Annotated in this window: 20 protein-coding genes; 18 read left to right on the top strand and 2 right to left on the bottom strand. The window is 68.7% G+C overall.

Going from position 1 to position 22,045, the window contains the following annotated elements; genetic code table 11:
* Positions 1-343: 343 nt before the first annotated feature.
* From ACIPR8_RS18435 to ACIPR8_RS18385, 11 genes are read left to right on the top strand one after another with little or no spacing between them, the layout of a single operon-like run.
* Positions 344-1,714: an undecaprenyl-phosphate glucose phosphotransferase gene (locus ACIPR8_RS18435; RefSeq protein ID WP_446541949.1), complete on the top strand. Its 1,371-nt coding sequence runs from the start codon at positions 344-346 to the stop codon at positions 1,712-1,714.
* On the top strand, positions 1,714-2,640 hold the full coding sequence (locus tag ACIPR8_RS18430; protein WP_446541948.1) for a glycosyltransferase family 2 protein: 927 nt from the start codon (positions 1,714-1,716) through the stop codon (positions 2,638-2,640). The genes ACIPR8_RS18435 and ACIPR8_RS18430 overlap by 1 nt, the downstream gene beginning before the upstream one ends.
* Positions 2,637-3,422 carry a polysaccharide biosynthesis/export family protein gene (locus tag ACIPR8_RS18425; protein ID WP_446541947.1) on the top strand — a complete coding sequence of 262 codons (786 nt, stop codon included), beginning with the start codon at positions 2,637-2,639 and terminating at the stop codon, positions 3,420-3,422. Before ACIPR8_RS18430 ends, ACIPR8_RS18425 begins: the two co-directional genes overlap by 4 nt.
* The gene (locus ACIPR8_RS18420; protein WP_446541946.1) at positions 3,419-5,401 is read left to right on the top strand and encodes a GumC family protein; all 1,983 of its coding nucleotides are present in this window, start codon (positions 3,419-3,421) and stop codon (positions 5,399-5,401) included. The genes ACIPR8_RS18425 and ACIPR8_RS18420 overlap by 4 nt, the downstream gene beginning before the upstream one ends.
* A complete protein-coding gene (locus ACIPR8_RS18415; RefSeq protein ID WP_446541945.1) occupies positions 5,402-6,565 on the top strand; it encodes a glycosyltransferase in 1,164 nt (387 codons plus the stop codon).
* A complete protein-coding gene (locus tag ACIPR8_RS18410) occupies positions 6,562-7,920 on the top strand; it encodes a beta-galactosidase (protein ID WP_446541944.1) in 1,359 nt (452 codons plus the stop codon). The genes ACIPR8_RS18415 and ACIPR8_RS18410 overlap by 4 nt, the downstream gene beginning before the upstream one ends.
* A complete protein-coding gene (locus tag ACIPR8_RS18405; protein ID WP_446541943.1) occupies positions 7,920-9,122 on the top strand; it encodes a glycosyltransferase family 4 protein in 1,203 nt (400 codons plus the stop codon). The genes ACIPR8_RS18410 and ACIPR8_RS18405 overlap by 1 nt, the downstream gene beginning before the upstream one ends.
* Positions 9,113-10,219 carry a glycosyltransferase family 4 protein gene (locus ACIPR8_RS18400; protein WP_132865028.1) on the top strand — a complete coding sequence of 369 codons (1,107 nt, stop codon included), beginning with the start codon at positions 9,113-9,115 and terminating at the stop codon, positions 10,217-10,219. The genes ACIPR8_RS18405 and ACIPR8_RS18400 overlap by 10 nt, the downstream gene beginning before the upstream one ends.
* A complete protein-coding gene (locus ACIPR8_RS18395) occupies positions 10,216-11,613 on the top strand; it encodes an O-antigen ligase family protein (protein WP_446541942.1) in 1,398 nt (465 codons plus the stop codon). Before ACIPR8_RS18400 ends, ACIPR8_RS18395 begins: the two co-directional genes overlap by 4 nt.
* Positions 11,610-12,431 (top strand): acyltransferase, encoded by an 822-nt coding sequence (locus ACIPR8_RS18390; protein WP_446541941.1) that lies wholly within the window; start codon positions 11,610-11,612, stop codon positions 12,429-12,431. Before ACIPR8_RS18395 ends, ACIPR8_RS18390 begins: the two co-directional genes overlap by 4 nt.
* A gap of 4 nt (positions 12,432-12,435) precedes the next feature.
* Complete coding sequence (locus ACIPR8_RS18385; RefSeq protein WP_446541940.1) at positions 12,436-13,857, top strand: lipid II flippase MurJ; 1,422 nt, start codon at positions 12,436-12,438, stop codon at positions 13,855-13,857.
* A gap of 31 nt (positions 13,858-13,888) precedes the next feature.
* On the opposite strand, the gene ACIPR8_RS18380 is transcribed toward ACIPR8_RS18385, so the two are convergent.
* Entirely contained in the window at positions 13,889-14,260 is a 372-nt protein-coding gene (locus ACIPR8_RS18380; protein WP_446541939.1) for a hypothetical protein, read from the bottom strand.
* A 20-nt stretch (positions 14,261-14,280) separates the two neighbouring features.
* Between ACIPR8_RS18380 and ACIPR8_RS18375 the strand changes: the two genes are divergently transcribed.
* From ACIPR8_RS18375 to ACIPR8_RS18345, 7 genes are all read left to right on the top strand, one after another.
* Entirely contained in the window at positions 14,281-14,568 is a 288-nt protein-coding gene (locus ACIPR8_RS18375) for a hypothetical protein (protein ID WP_446541938.1), read from the top strand.
* 115 nt (positions 14,569-14,683) lie between these two features.
* Positions 14,684-15,223, top strand: coding sequence for a fimbrial protein (locus ACIPR8_RS18370; protein ID WP_446541937.1), 540 nt, complete (start codon positions 14,684-14,686; stop codon positions 15,221-15,223).
* A 71-nt stretch (positions 15,224-15,294) separates the two neighbouring features.
* A complete protein-coding gene (locus ACIPR8_RS18365) occupies positions 15,295-15,831 on the top strand; it encodes a fimbrial biogenesis chaperone (protein ID WP_446541936.1) in 537 nt (178 codons plus the stop codon).
* Positions 15,804-16,019: a fimbrial biogenesis chaperone gene (locus ACIPR8_RS18360; protein ID WP_446541935.1), complete on the top strand. Its 216-nt coding sequence runs from the start codon at positions 15,804-15,806 to the stop codon at positions 16,017-16,019. Before ACIPR8_RS18365 ends, ACIPR8_RS18360 begins: the two co-directional genes overlap by 28 nt.
* A gap of 97 nt (positions 16,020-16,116) precedes the next feature.
* Positions 16,117-18,558: a fimbria/pilus outer membrane usher protein gene (locus tag ACIPR8_RS18355; RefSeq protein ID WP_446541934.1), complete on the top strand. Its 2,442-nt coding sequence runs from the start codon at positions 16,117-16,119 to the stop codon at positions 18,556-18,558.
* The gene (locus ACIPR8_RS18350; RefSeq protein WP_446541962.1) at positions 18,555-19,583 is read left to right on the top strand and encodes a fimbrial protein; all 1,029 of its coding nucleotides are present in this window, start codon (positions 18,555-18,557) and stop codon (positions 19,581-19,583) included. The genes ACIPR8_RS18355 and ACIPR8_RS18350 overlap by 4 nt, the downstream gene beginning before the upstream one ends.
* Before the next feature lie 82 nt (positions 19,584-19,665).
* Positions 19,666-20,445: a DUF3667 domain-containing protein gene (locus ACIPR8_RS18345; protein ID WP_446541933.1), complete on the top strand. Its 780-nt coding sequence runs from the start codon at positions 19,666-19,668 to the stop codon at positions 20,443-20,445.
* Between the two features lie 28 nt (positions 20,446-20,473).
* On the opposite strand, the gene ACIPR8_RS18340 is transcribed toward ACIPR8_RS18345, so the two are convergent.
* A complete protein-coding gene (locus ACIPR8_RS18340; RefSeq protein WP_446541932.1) occupies positions 20,474-21,790 on the bottom strand; it encodes an NCS2 family permease in 1,317 nt (438 codons plus the stop codon).
* Between the last annotated feature and the right edge of the window lie 255 nt (positions 21,791-22,045).

The raw sequence follows: 22,045 nt of genomic DNA, 5'->3' as shown, positions 1-22,045 counted from the left end.
GACATGGACAAAGCTGGCCTGCGAATGAACGCAGGCCGGTAAGGAAAATTCCGACTTCCAAACGTGAAGGGCGTCACGCTATTGTATTGCCATTGGGACAGGCAATGCGGTTTGATCGATCACAGGAGTGGGATCTGATCCGTTTTGCCCAATGGGGGGAAGGCGGGCTACCGCGTGGTTGAGCCGTTTGTCGTGCAGGTTGTCATGACAGGTCCGGATTGCCAGGTGGTGGCTGGCCGTCTTTCGGATTCGTCGACGAAGGCCAAGCCTCGTAATGCGCTTACCGTTTTCAGAAGCACTGTTTGCGAACACTCGGCCCGCGGTGACGCGTTGGTCGCGATTGATGGCGCGCGTGTTCCACTTCTGTGCGGCGATGGCGCCGGCGCTGCTGATCCTGTGGTTGATGCAGGTGCATGCCGGTGGCGCGATCCGCACCTATCTCGCGCTCTCCGCCGCCGCGGGCCTGCTCACCGTGCTGGTGTTCGGCGCCTTCGGCCTGTACGGGCGCGAGATGTTCAGCAACCAGCTGATGCTGCGCACGACGGTGGTGGCGTGGTCGGCCAGCTTCGGACTGGTGCTGCTGCTGCACACGCTGTTCCGGGTGATCGCCTACCTGCCGATCAAGATGGCCGTGCTTTGGTACGGGGCCACCTTGCTGCTGTTGCTGGCCGGGCGGCTGGTGATGCTGATCTTCTTCCAGCGGCAGATACGCCAGGGCCACTTCGTGGGCCGTTCGGTGATCCTCGGTGCGACCGAGAACGGTGGCCGCCTGGCCCGCCACATGCAGCAGAACGCGGACATCAGCTCCGGCCTGCTGGGCTTCATCGATGACCGCGCGCCGGACCGCATCGACTCCAGCCTGCGCCCGCAGCTGATCGGCAACTTCGCGTTGCTGGAGCAGCTGATCCGCGCCAACGAGGTCGACCAGGTGCTGATGGCGCTGCCGGCCAGCGCCGAAAGCCGCAACCACCACTATGTCGCATTGCTGCGCAAGATGCCGGTGGAGGTGTTCCTGGTGCCGGAGATGCAGGCCTTCAACTATGCGCTGCCGCGCGTGGCCGAGATCTCCGACGTGCCGATGCTGGTGGTGTCCGAGCCGCCGCTGCAGGGCTGGGCGCCGGCCTACAAGCGTACCGAGGACCTGGTGCTGGCGTCGCTGGCGCTGCTGTTGCTGTCACCGCTGATGGTGCTGGTGGCGGCGCTGATCAAGCTGGATTCGCGCGGGCCGGTGCTGTTCCGGCAGCGCCGCTACGGCTACAACCAGCAGCTGATCGAGGTCTACAAGTTCCGCTCGATGTACCACGATCAGCGCGACATGGACGCCGCGGTGCAGACCCGCGCCGGCGACCCGCGCGTGACCCGGGTCGGCCGCTTCATCCGCAAGAGCAGCATCGACGAGCTGCCGCAGCTGTTCAACGTGCTGGCCGGCAGCATGTCGATGGTGGGCCCGCGCCCGCATGCCACCGCGACCAAGGCGGCCGACATCCCGTTCGAGGAGGCCGTGGCCGACTACGTGGCCCGGCACAAGGTCAAGCCCGGCATCACCGGGTTGGCGCAGGTGCATGGCTATCGCGGCGAGACCGACACGCTGGAGAAGATCCAGAAGCGCGTGGAGTACGACCTGGCCTATATCGAGAACTGGTCGCTGGGCTTGGACATCTTCATCCTGCTGCGCACCCTGCCGGCGGTCCTGTCGATGAAGGCGGCGTACTGATGGCCGCCCGGCGCGTGGTGCTGGTGATCCCGGTGCGCAACGGCGAGCCGTTCCTGGAGCGCATGTTGCCGGCGCTGCGGGCGCAGAGCCTGCAGCCGGACGAGATCCTGGTCATCGACAGCGCCTCGCGCGACCAGAGCGTGGCGCGCTGGCGTGCGTTTGGCGCGCGCGTGGTGGAGATCGACGCGGCCACCTTCAACCACGGTGGTACGCGCGGCTGGGCGTCCACGCTGGTCGAGGCCGACGTGCTGATCTACATGACCCAGGACGCGATCCCGGTGCCGCCGGACGCGTTGGCCAGGCTGGTCGACGGCCTGTATGCCGCCGATGACATCGGCGTGGCCTACGGGCGCCAGCTGCCGCATCCGGAGGCCGGCGCGCTGGCGCGGCATGCACGGGCGTTCAACTACCCGGCGCAGGGGCGCATCAAGCGCCTGGCCGATGCCGGCGAGCTGGGCATCAAGACCTGCTTCACCTCCGATGCGTTCTGCGCCTACCGCATGGACGCGCTGGTCGCGGTGGGCGGCTTCCCGCAGGACGTGATCGGCAGCGAGGACGCGCACGTGGCCGGGCGCATGCTGTTGGATGGCTATGCGGTGAACTACGTCGCCGACGCGCAGGCCTGGCATTCGCACGATTACTCCATCGCCGAGGAGTTCCGCCGCTACTTCGACATCGGCGTGTTCTATTCGCGCGAGCGCTGGATCGCCGAGCGCTTCGGGCGCGCCGGCGGCGAGGGCGGGCGCTTCGTCAGGTCGGAGCTGGCCGCGCTGCGGCGCGAGCGGCAGTGGATGCGGGTTCCCGGCGCACTGTTACGCAGTGCTGCGAAACTGTTGGGTTATCGATTGGGGCACCTGGAACGCAGGCTGCCATTGGCGGTCAAGCGCAGGGTCAGCATGTTCCCCGGTTACTGGAGGCAGCAGTGAATACGAGCAGAGTGATGGTGATGGCGTTGTTGGCGATGCTGTGCACGGCGTGCGCGATGCCCAACGTCGTCAAGCTGCCTTCGGGCAAGGTGATCGAGCAGGGCCAGATCACCAACTTCAGCCCCGAGCAGTTGCCGGCGCCGGTGCTGCGGGTCTACACCGGCGACGTGCTGCGGATCGTGCGCGATGCGCAGACCCCGGCCGAGAAGGACGAGGCCACGCTGTACCGGGTGCGCCCGGACGGGATGATCGCCTATCCGTTCATCGGCACGGTCAAGGCCGGTGGCCGTACCCCGGAGGACGTGGGCGATGAGATGACCCGGCGGCTGGATGCGATCTACCGCGAGCCGAAGGTAACCGTGAACATCGCCGAGGCGCCCGGCAGCCGCATCTACGTGGGCGGCGCGGTGCGCAACCCGGGCGTGTTCGACCTGGGCTCGACGGTCAATGTCGCCCAGGCCATCACCGCCACCGGCGGCGTGCTGCCCACCGCCGACAGCCGCCACGTGGCGCTGGTGCGCCAGGACGAGCAGGGCATGCAGCAGGTGTACTTCTTCGACTATGCGGCGCTGCTGGGCGCCGGCACCAATGGCAGCCGCAGCATCGGGCTGCAGCGCGGCGACCTGGTGTTCGTGCCGAGCTCGCGCATCGGCAATGCGATCCAGCGCGTGGACATGTACGTCGGCCAGCTGCTGATGTTCCGCGGTTTCGGCGCGTCGGCGAATTACCAGATCAACGAACCTTCCTACAAGATCAACACCCCCGACGGGAGCGTCCCGTGATCGAGATCCGTAGCCTGCGCGACGCGCTGCGTCTGCTCTTCATCTTCGGCAGGGAGTTCAAGCTCGCCCTGCTGGCGACCCTGGCCGTGGTGATCCTGGGCGCGTTCCTGCTGCCCAACCGCTACGTCTCCGATGCCCGCCTGCTGGTCAAGCCGACCGAGAGCGCCAGCGTGCAGCTACCGGTGCAACCGGGCCCGGACGCCGGCTTCGTGCAGCAGAGCCCGCAGCGCGACCCGCTGCTGGACGAGGAGAAGATGGCCACCAGCGCGCCGGTGATGCTGAAGGTGGCGCAGACCTACCTGGCGATGTCCTCGGTGCCGCCGAAGGGGGGTTGGGCCCTGTTCAAGTTCCGCATGGGCCAGGCGCTGTCCTGGTGCAAGGAGATGCTGCGCAACCTGCTGGTCGGCATCGGCCTGATGGACGAGGCGCCGGTGGCGGACCGGCTGGCCGCACGCCTGGCCAAGAAGCTGCAGGTCAGCCACGACCCCGGCTCCAACGTGATGGAGATGCGGGTCAGCTGGAACGACCCGCACGTGGCCCAGGGCATCTCCCGTGCCTGGGTGGATGCCTACTTCGACGAGCGTGCCAAGGCCGCCGGCGGCGAGGCGTTGTTCAATTTCTACGAAGAACAGAACCGCGAGCTCAACGACAGCATCATCGCGCTCAAGCGCCAGCTGCGCGAGCAGTTGCGGGTGATCGACGCCACCAGCGTGGAGCAGCGCATCGAGGACGTCACCGACCAGCTGCAGAAGCTGTACCGCCAGCGCCGCGAGCTGCAGGCCGAGCGCGAGGCGCTGGTGGGCATCCTTGGCTCGGCCGGCCGGCAGCTGCCGGCGGTGGCCGGTGAAGTGGTGACCGAGCGCGAGATCAGCCTCAATCCGGAGCGCGAGGACCTGAAGCTGAAGTTGAACGGGCTCAAGCAGCAACGCCTGGACCTGCTGCGCAACTTCAAGGAAGGCGCACCGCCGGTGCGTGCGCTGGACGAGAGCATCGCCGCGCTGGAAGCGGAGATCAACGGCGTGGACGGCAACGTGGTGCGCTCGCGCAACGTCGCGCCGAACGCGCTGGGTGCGCGCCTGCGCCAGGACATGCAGGACGCGCGCCTCAACGTGGCCAAGATCGATGCCAACGTCGCCGAGATCGACAGCCAGATCAAGCAGCTGCAGGGCGAGCGCGAGGAAGTGATGTCGGCCGAGCCGTCGCTGTCGCGGTTGAGCCTGGAGCTGTCCTCGGCGGAGAAGACCTTTGCCCAGTACTCGGACTACCTGCTGCGCGCACGCGTGATCCGCGACCTCAACCGTGCCCGGTTGAGCAACGTGGCGCTGGTCGGGCAGTCCAGCTTCACCCCGTCGCGCGTGTTCCCCAAGAGCATGCTGATGCTGCTGCTGTCGATCCCGGTGGCGTTCGCGGTGGCGCTGGTGGTGGTGTTCCTGCTGTACCTGATGGACCAGCGCATCCATGACGGCGGCCGCCTGGAGAAGACCCTGGGCGTGCCCTTGCTGGCGACGGTGCCGGAGATCCTGCACGACGTGGACGGCTCGCAGCCGCTGCGTGCCGCGCTGTACCGCATCTACTGCCGGCTGCCGCTGGAGCAGATCGCCGCGCAGGGGCTGTCGGTGGGCCTCACGTCCAGCCGCAGTGGCGAAGGCGTGAGCTTCATCGCCTCGCGCCTGGCCATCGTGTTGCGCCAGCAGGGCTACAGCGTGCGCGATGGCCAGCTGCCCGCCGGCCCCGGCGAGGTGGTGCTGGTGCAGGCGCCGCCGGTCAGCGACGAGAACGCGCTGATCCAGCTGCGCGGCTGCGACCGCATCGTGCTGGTGGTGAAGACCCGCAGCACCACGCTACCGGCGGTGGAGAACGCGATCGCGCTGCTGCGCGACGCGCTGGGCCATGTCGATGGCGTGGTGCTGAACCGCCGCGTGTTCGAGATCCCGCCGCGTTACTGGAAGCCGATCAGCCGTTGGCTCGGGGCGTACTGAGTGCGGCTTGCCCTGCTCGCGCCGTTGCCGCCGTTGCAGAACGGCATCGCCGACTATGCACAGGCATGGATGACGGCCGTGCGCGGCGCCGGCGTGGAGGTGGTGGTGCCGCCGCAGCGGCAAGGGCAATGGGACACTGCCGATGCCGGCTTCTGGCAGGGCATCGACGGGGTGCACGCCGAACTGGGCGGTGGCCGCGGGCCGGAGTTCGTGGCGCTGGAGCAATTGCGCGCACGCTTCCCGCGGCTGCCATTGAGCGCGACCGTGCATGACCCGGAGCGCCTGATCTGGCGTTCGCCCAGCCCGCCGCGTGGGCTGGGGCGCTGGCTGGCCGCCGCACCGCGGCCGTTGCCGCAGCTGCTGGCGCTGTCGCAGGACCGCCGCACGCTGGCGCGCGAACGCGCGTTGGCGCGTCAGCTCGATGCCGTGGTCGCGCTGACCCGCACCGGCGGACAGGTGCTGGTCGAACGCATGCAGCTAGCCGCGGACAAGGTGCATTTCATCGCGCACGGCAATGGCGTGTTCGCGCCGCAGCCGTTGCCGGAGGCGACGCCGCTGCAGTTGCTGTACTTCGGTTTCATCTACCCGGGCAAGGGCATCGAGGACCTGCTCGATGCCCTTGCGCTGGTGCGCCGGCAACGGCCGGAGGCCGCGGTGCGCCTGACCATGGCTGGCGGCAGCGCGCCGGAGCTGGCCTTCGGTAGCCGCGGGGACTATGTGGCCGAACTGCGCGAGCGTGCGCAGCGGCTGGGCGTCGGTGACTGGATCCAGTGGCGGCTGGACCTGCCCGCCGCGCAGATCGTGCCCTGCGTGCAGGACCACCACGTGATGCTGCTGCCTTATCGCGATTCGAAGAAGCTGGCCCTGCTCGGGCGCATGCGTGGCACCAGTGGTGCCCTGTCCTGGGCCAATGCCTGCGGCCGGGGCGTGATCGCCTCCGATGCGCGTGCCTTCGCCGAGGAGGTGTCGCACGGCAACGGCGTGGTGTTCGCGCAGGGCGACCCCGCAGCGCTGGCCGGGCGGATCATCGCGCTGGTCGATGCGCCGGCACAGGCCTCGGCCTGGGCCGCCGGTGCCGCGGCGCTGGGACAACAACGGCAATGGCCGCGTATCGCCGCGCAGTTCGCGGCGCTGTTCGCCTCGTTGCAGGAGAGTGGACGATGAACCTTGCAACTGCCCGTCCCGCGAAGCGGTGGTGGCGGCGCGCGGCGCTGCTGCTGGTGGCGCTGGCGGCCCTGTTCGGCGGGGTCAGTGCCTGTGCCAAGGGCGAACGCCCGGCGATGGAGCTGGTGCCGCCGCGCGCGGTGGAGTGGCGCGATTTCCTGGGCGTGAACGCGCATTTCCTCTGGTTCGAACCGGCGCGTTACCGGCAGCAGATGGACCAGCTGCAGGCGTTGGGCCTGCAATGGGTACGCGTGGACCTGCACTGGGACACCATCGAGCCGCGCGAAGGCGTGTTCCGCTGGGACGTGCTGGATCCGTTGATGGCCGAGATCCAGCGCCGTGGCCTGAAGGCCGAGGTGTACCTGGTGGGTTCGGCGCCGCATGCGACCTCGGCCCCGGCCGGCAGCCCGCATCCGGACCAGTACCCGCCCAAGGATCCGGCGCTGTACGCCAAGGCGCTGGTGCTGCTGGCCCAGCGCTACCCGCAGGTCGACGCCTGGCAGGTCTGGAACGAACCCAACCTGCCGGCGTTCTGGCGTCCGCGCGAGGACCCGGCGGCCTATGGCCGGCTGCTGCTGACCTCCGTCAACGCGATGCGCACCGGTGCGCCGGGCCGCCAGGTCGTGCTCGGCGGCATGGGCTACTTCAGCCAGATGCCAACCCGTGGCGGTGGCCTGATGGTGGAGGAGCTGGCCAAGGGCGGCCTGTATTCGCTGGACGTGATCACCGCCTACCACCCGTATTCGCTGCACCCGGAGGGCGACGACCCGAAGGCAATGGATTTCATCCTGCGTGCGCAGCAGGGCAACGCCGCGCTGCGCGCGGCCGGCGCACACGCCATCTGGGCCGACGAGTGGGGCTGGTCGAGCTACGACGGCCCCAAGGAAGAGCAGCCGATCATCGGCGTGCAGGGCCAGGCCGACTACGTCACCCGCCGGCTGGCGCTGATGAGCGCGCTGGACTACGACAAGGTGTTCCTGTTCGCATTGAGCGACCTGGACAGCCGCGCCGGCGCGCGCGACCGTCGCTACGGCCTGCTGGACGAACGCGCCCAGCCCAAGCCCGTCTACGCCGCCGTGCAGCGCATGCTGCGCCTGACCGGCCCCCGCATCACGCCGGGCAAGGCGCCGGCGCTGGCCACGGTGCCGCCGGGGTTGGTCAGCATCGCCTGGCAACGCGAGGATGGCCGTCGCCTGTGGTTCTTCTGGGCCGACGCGCCCGGCCAGGTGCAGCTGCGCGGCGTGGAGCATGCACAGCTGCACGATGTCCTGGGCGGTGGCGTGCGGGCATTGCAGGCCGACGCCGGCAGCCTGGCCGTGCCGGTCGGCACCACGCTGTCGATCCTGGAGTGGTGATGCGACCGCTGCGCCTGCTCTGGGTGATGCCGTACCTGCCGTGGCCGACCACCAGCGGTGGCAAGCTGCGCCAGTACCACCTGCTGCGTTGCCTGGCCGCACGCGGCCACCGCATCACATTGCTGGTGCAGAGCAAGGTGCCGCTGGACCGCCAGGCGCGCGAGCACCTGGAACCCCTGCTGGAGCGGCTGGTGGTGCTGGAGCGACGCCCGCTGAAATCCGTTCGCACCCTGACGGCGGCGCTGTTGTCGCCGGTGCCGTTGCTGGCCTCGGTCAACGGCCATGCACCGGCCTTCGCGCGGGCACTGGACCGCCTGCTGGCCGAGCCGTGGGACGTGGTGCAGCTGGAACACTCCTACATGTACGAACCGTGCCGCGCGCCGTTGCGCCGCCACCAGCGTGACTTCATCGTCAGCGAGCACAACGTGGAATCCACGCTGGCCGAGGTGACCTACAGTCGCCTGCCGGCGGTGCTGCGGCCCCTGGCCGGGCTCGACCGCGGGCGCTACCAGCGCTGGGAGCGGCAGGTGCTGTTGGCCGCGCGCAAGGTGATCGCATTGACCGGCGAGGATGCGCAGGTGTTCGCGCCGTACAGCCGGCAACCGGTGGCGGTGGTGGTCAACGGTACCGACACCGCCGCGTTCGCCGACGTGGTGCCTGATCCAGGGCAACGCCGCGTGCTGTTCATCGGCAACTTCGAGTACGCGCCCAACATCGATGCGGTGGAGTGGATGCTGGACGTGATCATGCCCGCGCTCTGGGAGCATTCGCCGGACGTGCGCCTGTGCCTGTGCGGGCACGCATTGCCGACGCAATGGGCCGGGCGCTGGACCGACCCGCGCATCGAGTGGCGCGGCTTCGTGCCGCGGCTGCAGGGCGTGCAGGCGCAGAGCAGCGTGTTCCTGGCCGCGTTGCGCGATGGCGGCGGGTCCAAGCTGAAGGTGCTGGAGGCGATGGCCGCCGGGCTGCCGCTGGTGGCCACGCCGCAGGCGGTGTCGGGCCTGGCCGTGCAGCCGGGGGTGCATTACGCCGGTGGCGCGCAGGCCGACGCGCTGGTGGCGGCGCTGCGGCAGCTGCTGGAGGATCCTGCCCGGGCACATGCGCTGGGCGAGGCCGGGCGCGACTACGTGCGCCGGCACCACGACTGGAGCCGCTCGGCCGACCAGCTCGAGGCCGTCTACGCGGAGCTGACATGCGCATAGGCATCGACTACCGCCCGGTGACCGCCGCGCCGTACTCGGGCATCGCCCGCCAGGTGCTGGCGCTGGAGCAGGCCCTGCTGGCCAGCGGTCGTGGCGAGCTGGTGCGTTTCAGCATGGCACCGCTGCAGCATCCGCACCGCGCGATCGCCTGCTGCCCCGCGCAGGACGTCCCGGCCGCGGGCCTGCACCGGCCGCAGGCGCGGCTGGCGTTCGAGATCGGCTTCCTGCCCAAGGCGCTGGCCGGGCAGGGCATCGACCTGTACATCGCCACCGCCAACAGCGGCCTGCCGTGGCCGCGTCCGCGCGGGCTCAAGCACCAGGTGCAGCTGCTGCACGACCTGTTCCAGCTGACCCTGGCCGGGCGGCATGCCAGCTGGTTGCATGGGCGGGTGTACGGCACGATGGACAGGACGCTGATCGGCCACGCGTTGCGCGCGGCCGACGCGATCTGGACGCCGTCGCAGTACAGCGCGGGGCAGGCGGCGCGGCTGTTCCCGCGCAGCGCCGGCAAGCTCGCGGTGTTGCCCAATGCGGTGGCTGCCCTGGCCACGCCGGACCCCCTGCGTGACCCGACCCTGCCGCGCCGTTACTGGCTGGTGGTGGGCACCCGCGAGCCCCGCAAGAACATTCCCTTCCTGCTCGAACACTGGCAGGCCCTGCGTGACGGCGGCCTGCTGCTGCCGGACCTGGTGCTGGTGGGCGATCCGGGCGACGTGCCGGAATGGTTGGCCGACCTGCCGGGCCTGCACTGGCGCAGCGGCCTGAGCGATGCCGCGTTGTCGCGGCTGTACCACGACGCCGAACGGTTGTGGCACCCGGCCACCGCCGAGGGCTTCGGCCTGCCGGTGATCGAGGCGCTGGCCTGTGGCACGCCGGTGGCGGTGGCCACCGGCAGCGCGCTGGATGAAATCACCCCGCGCCAGGCGTTGCGTTTCGACCCCCGCGATGCCGACGCGCTGCGCGAAGCACTGCGGGATGCGGCCACCGGCCGGCGCGCGGAGGAAAGCGTTGCCGTGCTGCAGGCCGCGGCGGCGCGCTACGCGCCGGCGCACTACCAGCAGCGCGTGCTGCAGTTGCTGGACGAGGTGCTGCGGTGAAGCTGGGCACCACCGTCGCGATGCTGTGCGGGGTGCTGTTCGGCAGCCTGCTGCTGGTGCTGCCGCCGTCCAAGTTTTTCGTGCTGCTGGCGGGCTTTCCGGCGGCGCTGGTGGTACTGCGCTGGCCGGTGGTGGGCCTGTCCCTGTTCGCGTTGTCGGCCACGTTCATGCCGTACAGCACGTTGCAGGTCGGCATCCGCTTCACCGTGGCCGAGGCGATGCTGGGCCTGACCTGGGCCGGGGTGATGCTGCAGTTGTTCTTCCAGAAGCTGGAGCGTCCGGACTGGGGCGGGGTGGAGCGTTCGCTGCTGTTGTTGATGGCCTTCAGCGCGTTTCCGTTCCTGGTCGGCCAGGTGATGGTGGTGGCCGATGGCAATGGCCCGGTGAACTGGGTGCGCTGGCTGGCCAACCTGTCGCCGCTGCTGCTGGCACCGTTGATGTTGTCGCAGCAGAAGCAACGCGAGCAGCTGATGGTGATGCTGCTGCTGGGCAACCTGGCCATGCTGCTGCTCTCGCTCGGCATGTTCATCAAGTCGCGCAGCGCGCTGGACATGATCCCGATCCTGGAGAAGGCGCGGTACGCGCACCCGGAAGCCCTGCTGGACATCTTCAGCGCCGAGAACGCGCGCCTGGGCACGCCGTGGGTGCATCCCAACCTGACCGGCGGCGCGATGGCCCTGTTCGTGCCGATGGCGGCATTCCATGCCCTTTACCAGCACGGCTGGCGGCGCCTGCTCGGCGCGGCGGTGGCGGTGCTGGGCACCGCGGCGCTGCTGTTGAGCAGCTCGCGCGGCGCCATCCTGGCCATCGGCGTGATGCTGCTGTGGCTGTCGTGGCTGCGCGTGCCCTACGCGCGGGCGATGGTGCTGGCCGGGGTGCTGGGCGGCGTGGTGCTGGCGGTGAGCTACCCGCCGCTGCAGGACCGCCTGGCCACCATGTTCTCCTCCGACAACGCCAGTACCGAAGTGCGCGTGGACGAGTACAAGCGCTTCCCCGAGGCGGTGGCCCGCTATCCGCTGGGCATCGGCTTCCGTACCGAGCCGCCGGTCCCGGGCAGCGGCCTGCTCGGCATCTCCAACCTGTGGCTGTACTACATGTACAAGCTGGGCCTGCTCGGCATGCTGCTGTACGGCGTGGTGACCTGGCGCTGGTGGAAGCAGGTGCGTCCGCAGGGCAAGGTCACGGCCATCGATGCACGCAACGGCATGTGGATGGGCTGTACCACCGGCCTGCTGGCCGCGCTGGTCACCGGCCTGATCGATCACTACTACAGTTTCACCATGGTGCTGGTCGCACTGTTCTGGCTGGTGATGGGCATGGGGCTGCAGAGCGCCGCTGCCGTGCCGGCCGATGCGCCAGGCCGTCCGTCATCGTCTTCGAGGAAGCAGGCATGAGACATCGTATTTTCCATTCGACGGACCTGCGCTCGCGGCTGGGCGACTATGCCGCGCGCATGGGCGTGGACACGCCGGCGCTGTTGGCCGCCTACGAATGGCTGCTGGCCAACGAGGGCGCGTTCGAGGAACCCAGCGGCGAGGAAGTACGCGTCTCGATCTGTTCGGTGGACATCGAGCCGACCCTGCAGGACCCGTTGGGCCGGCGCCTGTACCACGAGCTCAAGGGCGAGGTGCCCACCCAGCTGGTGCCGCGTTACGGCAAGAACTGGGCAACGCTGAAGGACCGTTGCCTGCGGCTGTGGGAGCAGGTCTACAACATCGCCATCAACAAGGTGCCGTTCCACTGGGTGCGGCTGACCTGGCTGCGCATCGGCGGGGCGAAGATCGGCGAGGGCTCCACCATCTGGCGCAACACCGAGGTGCTGGGCGTGAACAACCTGGTGATCGGCAAGGACAGCGTCATCGCCTGGCATTGCCAGATCGACGCACGCGCCGGGCTGCGCATCGGCGACCACGTCGCCATCGCCTCGCACGTGCTGATCATCGCCGGCACCCATGACCTGACCGCGCCGGAGTTCTGGTCGGTGTCCGCGCCGATCGTGATCGAGGACTACGTGTGGATCGCCAGCCGCGCGCTGGTGGCGCATGGCGCGCACCTGGGGCGCGGCTGCGTGATCACCGCCAACACCGTGGTCGCCAAGGAGGTCGCGCCCTACAAGATCATCGGCGGCAGCGGTGCCAAGCCGATGGGCGAACGCCCGCACAACCTCAACTACAAGGTGGGCGGCAAGAACCTGCTGACCCTGCTGCACTGAGCCGATGTTCCGCGCCACGCTCTGGCTGACGCTGGCGACCATCGCCGGGCTGGCGCTCGGCTTCGGCCGCGAGTGGCTGCTGGTCGATGCCTGGGGGGCGGGCGCGCGCACCGATGCGTTCCTGGTCGGCATGTTCCTGCCCGAGGCGATCCGCATGACGCTGGCCGCCGGGTTGTTGTCCTCGGCGGCGCTGCCGCTGTACCAGCAACTGGCCGGCGAACGGCGCGTGGCTTGGTTGTCCGCGCAGGTATCGAGCCTGGTGCTGCTGGGCCTTGCGCTGGCGGTGCTGTTGGCGATTGCCGCACCGTTGTGGGTGCGGCTGATCGGCCCGGGCCTGTCCGCTTCCGCGCAGCACGATGCCTCGGCCAGCCTGACGATCCTGGCGGCCAGCGTGCCGTTGCTACTGCTGCATGCCCTGGCCGCGGCCGTGGCCCAGGCGCAGGAGCGCTTCCTGGTTGCCGGCCTGGGCTCGTTCCTCTACAACCTGCCTGCGGTGGTGCTGTTGCTGCTGCAGCGTGGCAGCACCGACGAACACCGCCTGGCCTGGGCCTTCGTCCTCGGCGCGGTGCTGATGCTGGCCTCGATGCTGCCGCTGCTGTGGCGCAGCGGTTGGCGCCCCTGGCGTTGGCAGTGGCAGGCGCAGGACATCGCGCTGCTGTACCGCCGCCTGGCGCCATTGCTGGCCAGCGCCGGCGCCAGCCAGGGACTGGTGCTGCTGGAGCGCATCTGCGCGTCCTTCCTCGGCGAAGGGGCGATCACGCTGGTCAACCTGGCGCGCAAGCTGGTCAACCTGCCGCTGGTCGCACTGATGAGCCTGAACCAGGTGGTGCTGGCCCGCATGGCCCGCCTGGCCGATGACCCGCAGGCGCGTCGCGCGGCCCTGCAGGTCGGCATGCTGGTCACCGCCGCATTGACCGTGCCGGCGGCGGCCGGCCTGATCGGCGCCGCGCCCGCGCTGGTGCAACTGCTGTTGCCGGCGGGAATGGCGCAGGGGCCGCTGCCGATGCTGCTGGCGTGGTTCGCCTGCGTGATCGTGTTCGGCGCGTGGAACGCGCTGCTCGCGCGCTATGCCTATGCCGCCGGCGACACCCTGTTGCCGATGCGCTGCGAGCTGCTTGGCAGCGCGGTCAATGCACTGGCATTGCTGCTGGTGCCCATGGTTACCGGCATGGCCGGCATCGCTTGGGCGGCACTGGCCGGCATCCTCGTCACCGCCGTGCTGTTCCTGCATCGGTACCGCTTGCTGGGCCAGCAATGGGTCCTGCGTTTGCCTGCGGTGGCCAGCATCGCGTTGCTGGTATCGGCGCTGTTGCTGTACCCGTTGCCGGGACCATGGCTGCAACTGGGCGCAGCGTCGGTGCATGCGGCGCTGTGGCTGCTGGTGCTGGGCGCATGGAGCGTGCGACAGGCGCGCCGCGCGGCCTGAGCGACGATGCGGCGGCGTGCCGCCGAGCCCATCACGGGTAATCAATGACCACGACGTAATCGCCCTGCAGGCGTGCCTGTTGCGCGCCGCGCAGGGGATAGCGTGCGGAGATGCCCCGCTGATCCGTATCCGGATCATCGCCGGACAGTGCGGCAAGGCCTGCGACGGGCCCGCCCATGCCTGCGTTCCCCTCTTCACCGCCGACCAGCGGTTTCACCGAGATCACTGCGCCGCCGGCCGAGGCCGGGCAATCGAACAGGCGCAGTTCCTGCGCCGTGGCGGACAGCTGCATCGTGCAGCTGGGGTCGGCGATGACCCCGTTGAAGCGCATCGTGCCGGTATTGGCCTGCACCGTTGCAGAAATGGAAACCAGCGCCACGCACAGCAGGAGAGGTGTTTTCATGACGTGTCCTCCGCAGGGGAGTGACCAGTTGGCTCCTTCGCCAACTGTTCGGTAAGGGGCAACATCGGGATCTGGACGGCCCGTCACTGGCAAAGGGTGATGTGCATCAAACAGCTGTATTTCAGCTGTTTGAACGGATGCAGCGGTGTAAGAAAACAGACATCCGGCGCGGTATTGCAGCATGCTGTCTGCCGGACACTGGCAACGCTTCCATGAAAGAGGGCAAGCGCGATGCCGTGTCAACAACGGACATTCGTGCCGTGGATTGGTGCCCGCAGGCGGGCGTGGCTAATCTCCCGCCGCCGTGATCGCACAGGAAGCGTTCGCGTGCAGGTGAGACGCAAGGCGAGGGCAAAGGCCCGCGAAATCCTTTGCTTCCTCCTCCCCCTTCCACTGTCTCCCGTCAGGGATGGAATCTCGAGAATGAACACGATCCGCTTGTTTGCAATCGCGGTGCTGGCCGCGGCGACGTCCGCTGCCAACGCCGCCGACGGCACCATCACCTTCAATGGCCTGGTCACCGACAAGACCTGCGACATCACCACGCCACAGGGCAAGGACTTCACCGTCACCCTGCCGACCGTGGCCAAGTCCTCGCTGCCCGCCGCCGGCTCCACCGCAGGCCGCACGCCCTTCACGATCAGCCTGAGCCAGTGCAGCGCCGGCGACGTGGCGACCTACTTCGAGCCGGGCGCGAGCGTGGACTTCGGTTCGGGGCGCCTGCTCAACCAGGCCGCGACCAACGCGGCGGGCAATGTGCAGATCCAGCTGTTGGGGTCCAACAACCAGTTCCTGCCGGTGCTGGCCGCGGGCAGTGGCAGTGCGCAGGCCAACTCGCAGTGGGTGACCGTCGCCGCCGACGGCTCGGCCAACCTCAACTACTACGCCGAGTACTACGCCACCGCGGCAGCCAGTGCCGGCGAGGTCACCGGCAGCGTCAAGTACACGATCATCTACAACTGACGATCGCGTGCATCGATACCGGCCGGCCACGTGGCCGGCCGGTGGTTTCCCCTTCTTCCGGTCGTTGGGCAATGAACGTGATCCGTCGTCGGGCATCACTGCTGCTGGTGTCGTCCCTGCTGCTCTGTCCCGCCGCACAGGCCGGCGTCGTGGTCAATGGCACGCGCGTGATCTACCCGGCGCAGGCGCGCGAGGTCACCGTGCAGGTGAACAACGTCGGCGACACACCGTCGCTGGTGCAGGCATGGATCGATGCGGGCGATGTCGACCAGACGCCGGAGGACAGTGATGCCCCGTTCGTGCTGACACCGCCGATCAGCCGGGTGGAGCCGGGCAGCAGCCAGGCCTTGCGGGTGATCTACTCCGGACGCGCGCTGCCCGCCGATCGCGAAACGGTGTTCTGGCTCAACGTGCTGGATGTCCCGCCCGTTCCTGAGGAGGCCGGCGGTGCCGGGCAGAACTACCTGCAGGTCGCGTTCCGTTCACGCCTGAAGCTGTTCTTCCGTCCGCAGGGGCTGAGGGCCACGCCAACGATGCAGCGCAGTCGCTGCAGTGGACCCTGGGCGGTGACCGCCTGCGCGTGCATAACCCCACGCCGTACCACGTGACATTGGCCGAGGTGCATGCGCGGGCCGCTGGCCAGGACACCGCGATCCAGGCGCAGGGCAGGATGATCGCGCCGGACCAGCAGTTGGAGTTCATCGTGCCGGCGGCCACCGAGGAGGTACGGTTCCGCACCATCAACGACTACGGCGGTCGCATCGAGCGAAGCGTTCGCCTGGATGCGGGGCGCTGAAGAGATGCATCGCCGTCCGCCCGCGCGTCCCGTGCAGGGGCGCAGACCGACGGCGTCTGGAGAGGTCCGCGTGAAGGGAAGCAGGATGATCGCATCCATGCCTGGCGTAGCCCGCCATGCTCCATCGCGCCGCGCGATCGGCGGCAGGGCCTGCCGATGGCTGGCTACGGCGGTGGCACTGTCCGCTGCGGCGCGGGCGTGGGCCGAGCCGGTCAACCTCGGCGAGCGCGCCTTGCTGGCGCAGAGTGCGGCCGGTGCCGTCCCGTTGGCACCGCCGGCCAACGCCCAGTTCAACTCGAACTTCCTGTCCGGGCAGGCGCGTCGCATCGACCTGTCCGCCTTCAGCAACGGCAACCCGATGGCTGCCGGCATCTATCGCGTGGACCTCTATGTGAACGGGGCGTGGCAGGGGCGGCGCGACGTGGCGTTCAAGGCCGACGCCAATGGCCAGGTGGATGCCTGCTTCAGCCCGTTGCAACTGGCGGAACTGGGCGTGGACAGCACGGTGCTCGGCGCGGGCACCGCCGAGGCCGTGCCGCTGGACGACGCCTGCATGCCGGTGCGCCAGCGCATCGCCGACGCATTCGGCCGCTTCGACGGCGCGGACCTGCGCTATGACCTGAGCATCCCGCAGGCCGTCCTGCGGCGCGAAGCGCGCGGCTACGTCAGTCCCGCGCAGTGGGATCGTGGCATCAATGCCGGTTTCATCGGCTACAGCTTCAACGGCGTGGACAGCGACAACCGGACCCCGGGTGGGCGACGCAGCCGCAGCGCCTACCTGGGACTCAACGCCGGGGTGAACCTGGCCGGATGGCAGTTCCGGCATGACGCCAACCTCACCTGGAACGAAGGTGACGGCCGCCATTGGCAGGGCATCGCGAGCTACGCCCAGCGCGGCATCGCCAGCGTGCGCGGCCTGCTGACGATCGGGCAGTCCTATACCAACGGCGAACTGTTCGATGCGATCGGCTACAGCGGCATCAGCCTGGTCAGCGACGACCGCATGCTGCCCGATTCACTGTGTGGCTACGCACCGGTGGTGCGGGGCATCGCCGAAACCAATGCACGGGTGGAGATCCGCCAGAACCAGCAGTTGATCCATTCGGCCACGGTGTCGCCGGGCAGCTTCGTCATCGATGACCTCTACCCCACCGGCTATGGTGGCGACCTCGAGGTGACCGTGCTTGAAGCCGACGGCCGGCGGCGCGTGTTCAAGGTGCCGTTTGGTTCGGTGCCGCAGATGTTGCGGGCGGGCATTTCCACTGCGGTGGGCGCCTTCGCGGCCGATGTCACCCATGCGCGCACCGAGCAGGCGGGCCTGCGCCGGCGGCAGGGCGCCAGTGTCCGGCTGAGTTACAGCCATCTCATCGGCGAAACCGGAACCAACCTGACCGTGGCGGCGTACCGTTATTCCACCCGTGGCTTCTACAGCCTGCTCGATGCGATGCAGGTGCGCGATGCGGTACGTCGCGGCGACGGGTTTGCGCTGGGCCGCCAGCGCAGCCAGGTCCAGCTGACGCTGAACCAGCCACTGGGACAGCGATGGGGCGCGTTGTACGTCACCGGCTCGCTGCGCGACTTCTATGACCGCGCAGGCACTGGCAAGCAGTTCCAGGTGGGCTACAACCATGCCTGGCGCGCACTCAACTATGGGTTCTCCGCGGTGCGCACCGAAGACGGTGTTGCCGGACGCCCGGACACCGAATACCTGCTGTCGGTGAGCGTGCCGCTGGGCCGTGGCACGCAGCCGCTGTCGCTGAATGTGGACGTGGGCGCGCGCGGCACGCAGGGGTATGACAACAGCCGCATCGGCATCACCGGCGCGACCGGCGAGGCGAACGCGCTCAGCTATGGGCTGGCCCTGTCCGATGCACGTGACGGTGACAGCACTTTGGTCGGCAATGCCGAGTATCGCAGCCGCTACACCGCGCTGAGCGGCTCGTACAGCTATTCCAGCACGCTCCGCCAGGCAGCGTTCGGCGCCAATGGCAGCCTGGTCGTGCATCCGGGCGGGGCGACCTTCACGCCGGACCGCGGCGACACCATGGTGCTGGTGGAAGCACGCGATGCGCGCGATGCGCGCGTGGGCAATGCCCCCGGATTGCGCATCGATGGCGATGGATACGCGGTGGTGCCATATGTCTCGCCGTATCGACTCAATACGGTCACGCTGGATCCGCAGGGCATGTCGCTGGACGTGGAGCTGCAGGGCAGCAGCCAGACGGTGGCGCCGTATGCCGGTGCCATCAGCCATCTGCACTTCGCCACCCGCAAGGGGCGTGCGTTGTTGATGCGGGTACGCGACGGCCATGGCCAGGCCATGCCGTTCGGTGCGCAGGTGGTCGATGCGGCCGGGCAGCCGGTGGGCATGGTCAGCCAGGGCGGGCGCATCTACCTGCGCAGCGAACACGACGCCGGCCGGCTGCAGGTGCGCTGGGGCGCGAACGACGACCAGCACTGCGGCGTGGACTATCAGGTGCCGGCTGAAGCTTCGGCCGGGCAGGCAGGCGTTGTATCCATGGAGGCGATATGTCGATGATTCTTCCGGGTGCGGTTGGTCGTGGTATCTGCGGGGTGGCCGTGCTGCTGGCTGGCCTGCAGGCCGGGCCCGCGTTGGCCAGGTGCAGCATCACCAAATCCGGGTTCGTCGCGCAGGACGTGCAGATGGACATGGGGCAGGTGACCATCCTGCCCAGCACGCCGGTCGGGGGCGTGATCAAGACCTTGAACGCGACCATCAACCCGGTCAGCAGAGTGGCCAGCTGCAGTTCGGGAGGTTATGCCGAAGGCAAGTATGTCAACGCCCAGCAGGCCATCACCACGGGTATCGCCAACACCTACAGGACACTGGTGGACGGGGTGGGAATCCGGGTGTATCGCGACTCCGGCAGCGTACAGGCGTACTACCCGCACACCTTGTCGTTCAACACCGGAAGTTCCACCCTGGACCTGGCCGGTGGCACCTTCCGGGTCGAGCTGATCAAGACGGCGGCCCAGACAGGCTCTGGATCGATTGCCGCCGCCGGCCGGTTCACGACGTACTACATGGACGGCGATGGCGCGGCCAAGCCCGTGCTCACCTCCACCTTCAAAGGCACCGGCACCACCGTGGTCAGTCCCACCTGCGAGGTACTGGCCGGTAGCCGCAACCTGGTGGTGGACTTCGGCGCGGTGCCGGCCAGCACCTTCACAGGGGTGGGCTCGCGTGCGGTCAATCGTGATTTCGACATCCGGCTCAATTGCCAGGGCAGCAACCTGGCCGCTTACCAGAGCGCGATCGGCATCCGCCTGGATGCCACCCAGGACAGCTCCAACCGTGCCGGTGTGCTGCGCCTGACCCAGGGCGGCAACACCGCCACGCGGATCGGCATCGAACTGGTGCAGCGTGACGGCGCGGCCGAACGCGCGCTGGCATTCGGCACCACGGTACCGCTGGGAACGACCGTGGTCGGCAGCAGTGCCTTCAACCTGCCGCTGCGTGCGCGCTACATCCAGACCCAGGCGGGCGCGGTGGGGCCGGGCACGGCCAACGGGGCGGCCACCTTCACCATCACCTACGACTGAGCCCGGCCGGGCAGGGCGATGGCGGCCGGGCCGAGGCCCGTTCTAGAATGCCGCCTTGCCAACAAGGGGGCGGTGCATGGGGATGCACGTCGACGCAAGCTGTATCAATTGTGGCCGCGCGGTCGGCGGTGCCGACCAGAAGTTCTGCCCGGGCTGTGGCCAGCCCACGCCGGTGCATCGCATCGACTGGCATTTCCTCGGCCACGAGCTGGAGCACAGCGTGCTGCACATGGACCGCGGCATCCTGTACTCGCTCAAGCAGTTGATGCTGCAGCCGGGCAAGCTGCTGCGCGACTACATCGAAGGCCGCCGCGGCAACCAGGTCAAACCGGTGCTGCTGATCACCATGACGGCTGCCGCGGTGCTGTTGTTGAACCGCCTGATCACCGGCGCAGGCGTGATGGACAGTGCCGCCATGGATGCACTGGGGGCGGGGCCGGGGGTACCGCCTGAGCTGGCGAAGCTGGCGGCGTCGTTCCGCAGCGTGAACGCGTGGATCGAATCGCATTTCGCGGCGTTCACGCTGATGTTGCTGCCGCTGGAAGCCTTGATCTTCCGCGTGGTGTTCAGCCGTTTCGGCAAACTGAACTATCCCGAATGGCTGGTGATCACCACCCTGCTCACGGTGCAGACCTTCGTGGTCTGGTCGCTGCTGGTGCTGGTGCATCGCTGGCTGCCGCAGACGCAGGTCCTGGCGGCGCTGTTGGGCTCGGCTTACAGCGTCGTTTCGCTGGTGCAGTTCTTCGAGGGCCGGCCGATCTGGTCGACCCTGTGGCGTGCGCTGCTGGCGCTGGGCATTTTCTCCGTGCTCAGCACGATGGCCACGGTTGTTGCCGTGATCGTGGTGCTGCTGGTCCACTGAACGCGGGTGTCCGGCCGCGCTGGCCGGGTTACTCCAGCGCGTAGCGCAGCACGAACAGCCCGGCCACCAGCCACACCGCCGGGCGCACTTCGCGCCAGCGCCCGGTGCCGGCCTTCAACGCGGCATAGGCAATGAAGCCGAACGCCAGGCCGTTGGCGATGGAATAGGTGAACGGCATCGCCAGCGCGCACAGCGCGGCCGGCACCGATTCGGTCAGGTCGTCCCACTTCACCTCGACCAGTTCGCGCAGCATCAGGCCGGCCACGAACAGCAGTGCCGGGGCGGTGGCATAGGACGGCACCATCTCGGCCAGCGGCGAGAACAGCAGCGCGGCCAGGAACAGTGCGGCGACCACCAGCGCGGTCAGGCCGGTGCGCCCACCCACCTGCACGCCGGAGGCGCTTTCGGCAAAGGCGGTGGTGGAACTGGTGCCCAGCAGCGAGCCGGCGACGATCGCGGTGCTGTCGGCCAGCAGTGCACGGCCGAAGCGCTTGTTGCCATCGTCCAGCTTGAGCAGGCCGGCACGGCCGACCACGCCGTACAGCGTGCCGGTGGCGTCGAACACTTCCACCAGCACGAACACCAGCACCACCTGCAGCAACACCGCCAGCGGCGCGCCGCCGTCGTGGTGGAGCAGGCCGGGGAGGTCCAGCTGCAGGAAGGTGGGCGCCAGGCTCGGCGGCAGCGACACGATGCCCTGGTACTGCACGCTGCCGATCGCCCAGGCCACGCCGGTCACGGCGAGGATGCCGATCAGGATTGCGCCGCGGACCTTGCGCGCTTCCAGCACCGCGATCAGCAGGAAGCCGCCCAGCGCCAGCAGGGGCGGGGCGGTGTTGAGTGGGCCCAGGGTGAGCATGGTGTCGCTGTTGGCGACGATCACCTCGGATTTCTGCAGCGCGATGATGGCCAGGAACAGGCCGATGCCGGCCACGATGGCCGAGCGCAGCGACGCCGGGATGCCGGCCACCAGCCAGGCGCGCACGCCGGTCAGGGTCAGCACCCAGAACACCACGCCGGAGATGAACACCGCCGCCAGCGCCTGCTGCCAGGGCAGGCCGGCCGCGCCCACCACGGTGAAGGCGAAGAAGGCGTTCAGGCCCATGCCCGGGGCCATGCCGACCGGGAAATTGGCGGCCAGCGCCATCACCACCGAACCCACGGCCGCGGCCAGGCAGGTCGCCACGAACACCGCGCCCGGGTCCATGCCGGTGGTGCCCAGGATCTCGGGATTGACGAAGACGATGTAGGACATCGTCAGGAAGGTGGTCAGCCCGGCCAGCAGTTCGGTGCGGACGCTGGTGCCGTGCTGTTGGAGTTTGAAGAGACGGTCGAGCAGGGACATGGGGAATTCCGACGTGCAGGAGATGCGGGCCGTCCCTTCTCCCGCACGCGGGAGAAGGTGCCCCGAGGGGGCGGATGAGGGGGAGCTTCACCCGATCCTCAGATCTTCAAGCCTTTTGACTGACGCAAGCGATGCTGGCTTCTCCGCGCAGAGCTTGCCCTCACCCCAACCCCTCTCCCGTACACGGGAGAGGGGCTCAAACGGCGGCCACGCAATCTGGTGGCACCGCTAAAAGCAGACGGCCGCACTGGGCGG

It is taken from the genome of Stenotrophomonas sp. LARHCG68 (assembly GCF_052871705.1).
Note: the sequence above shows the minus strand (reverse complement) of the source record. Positions and strands in the feature narration are given on the sequence as shown.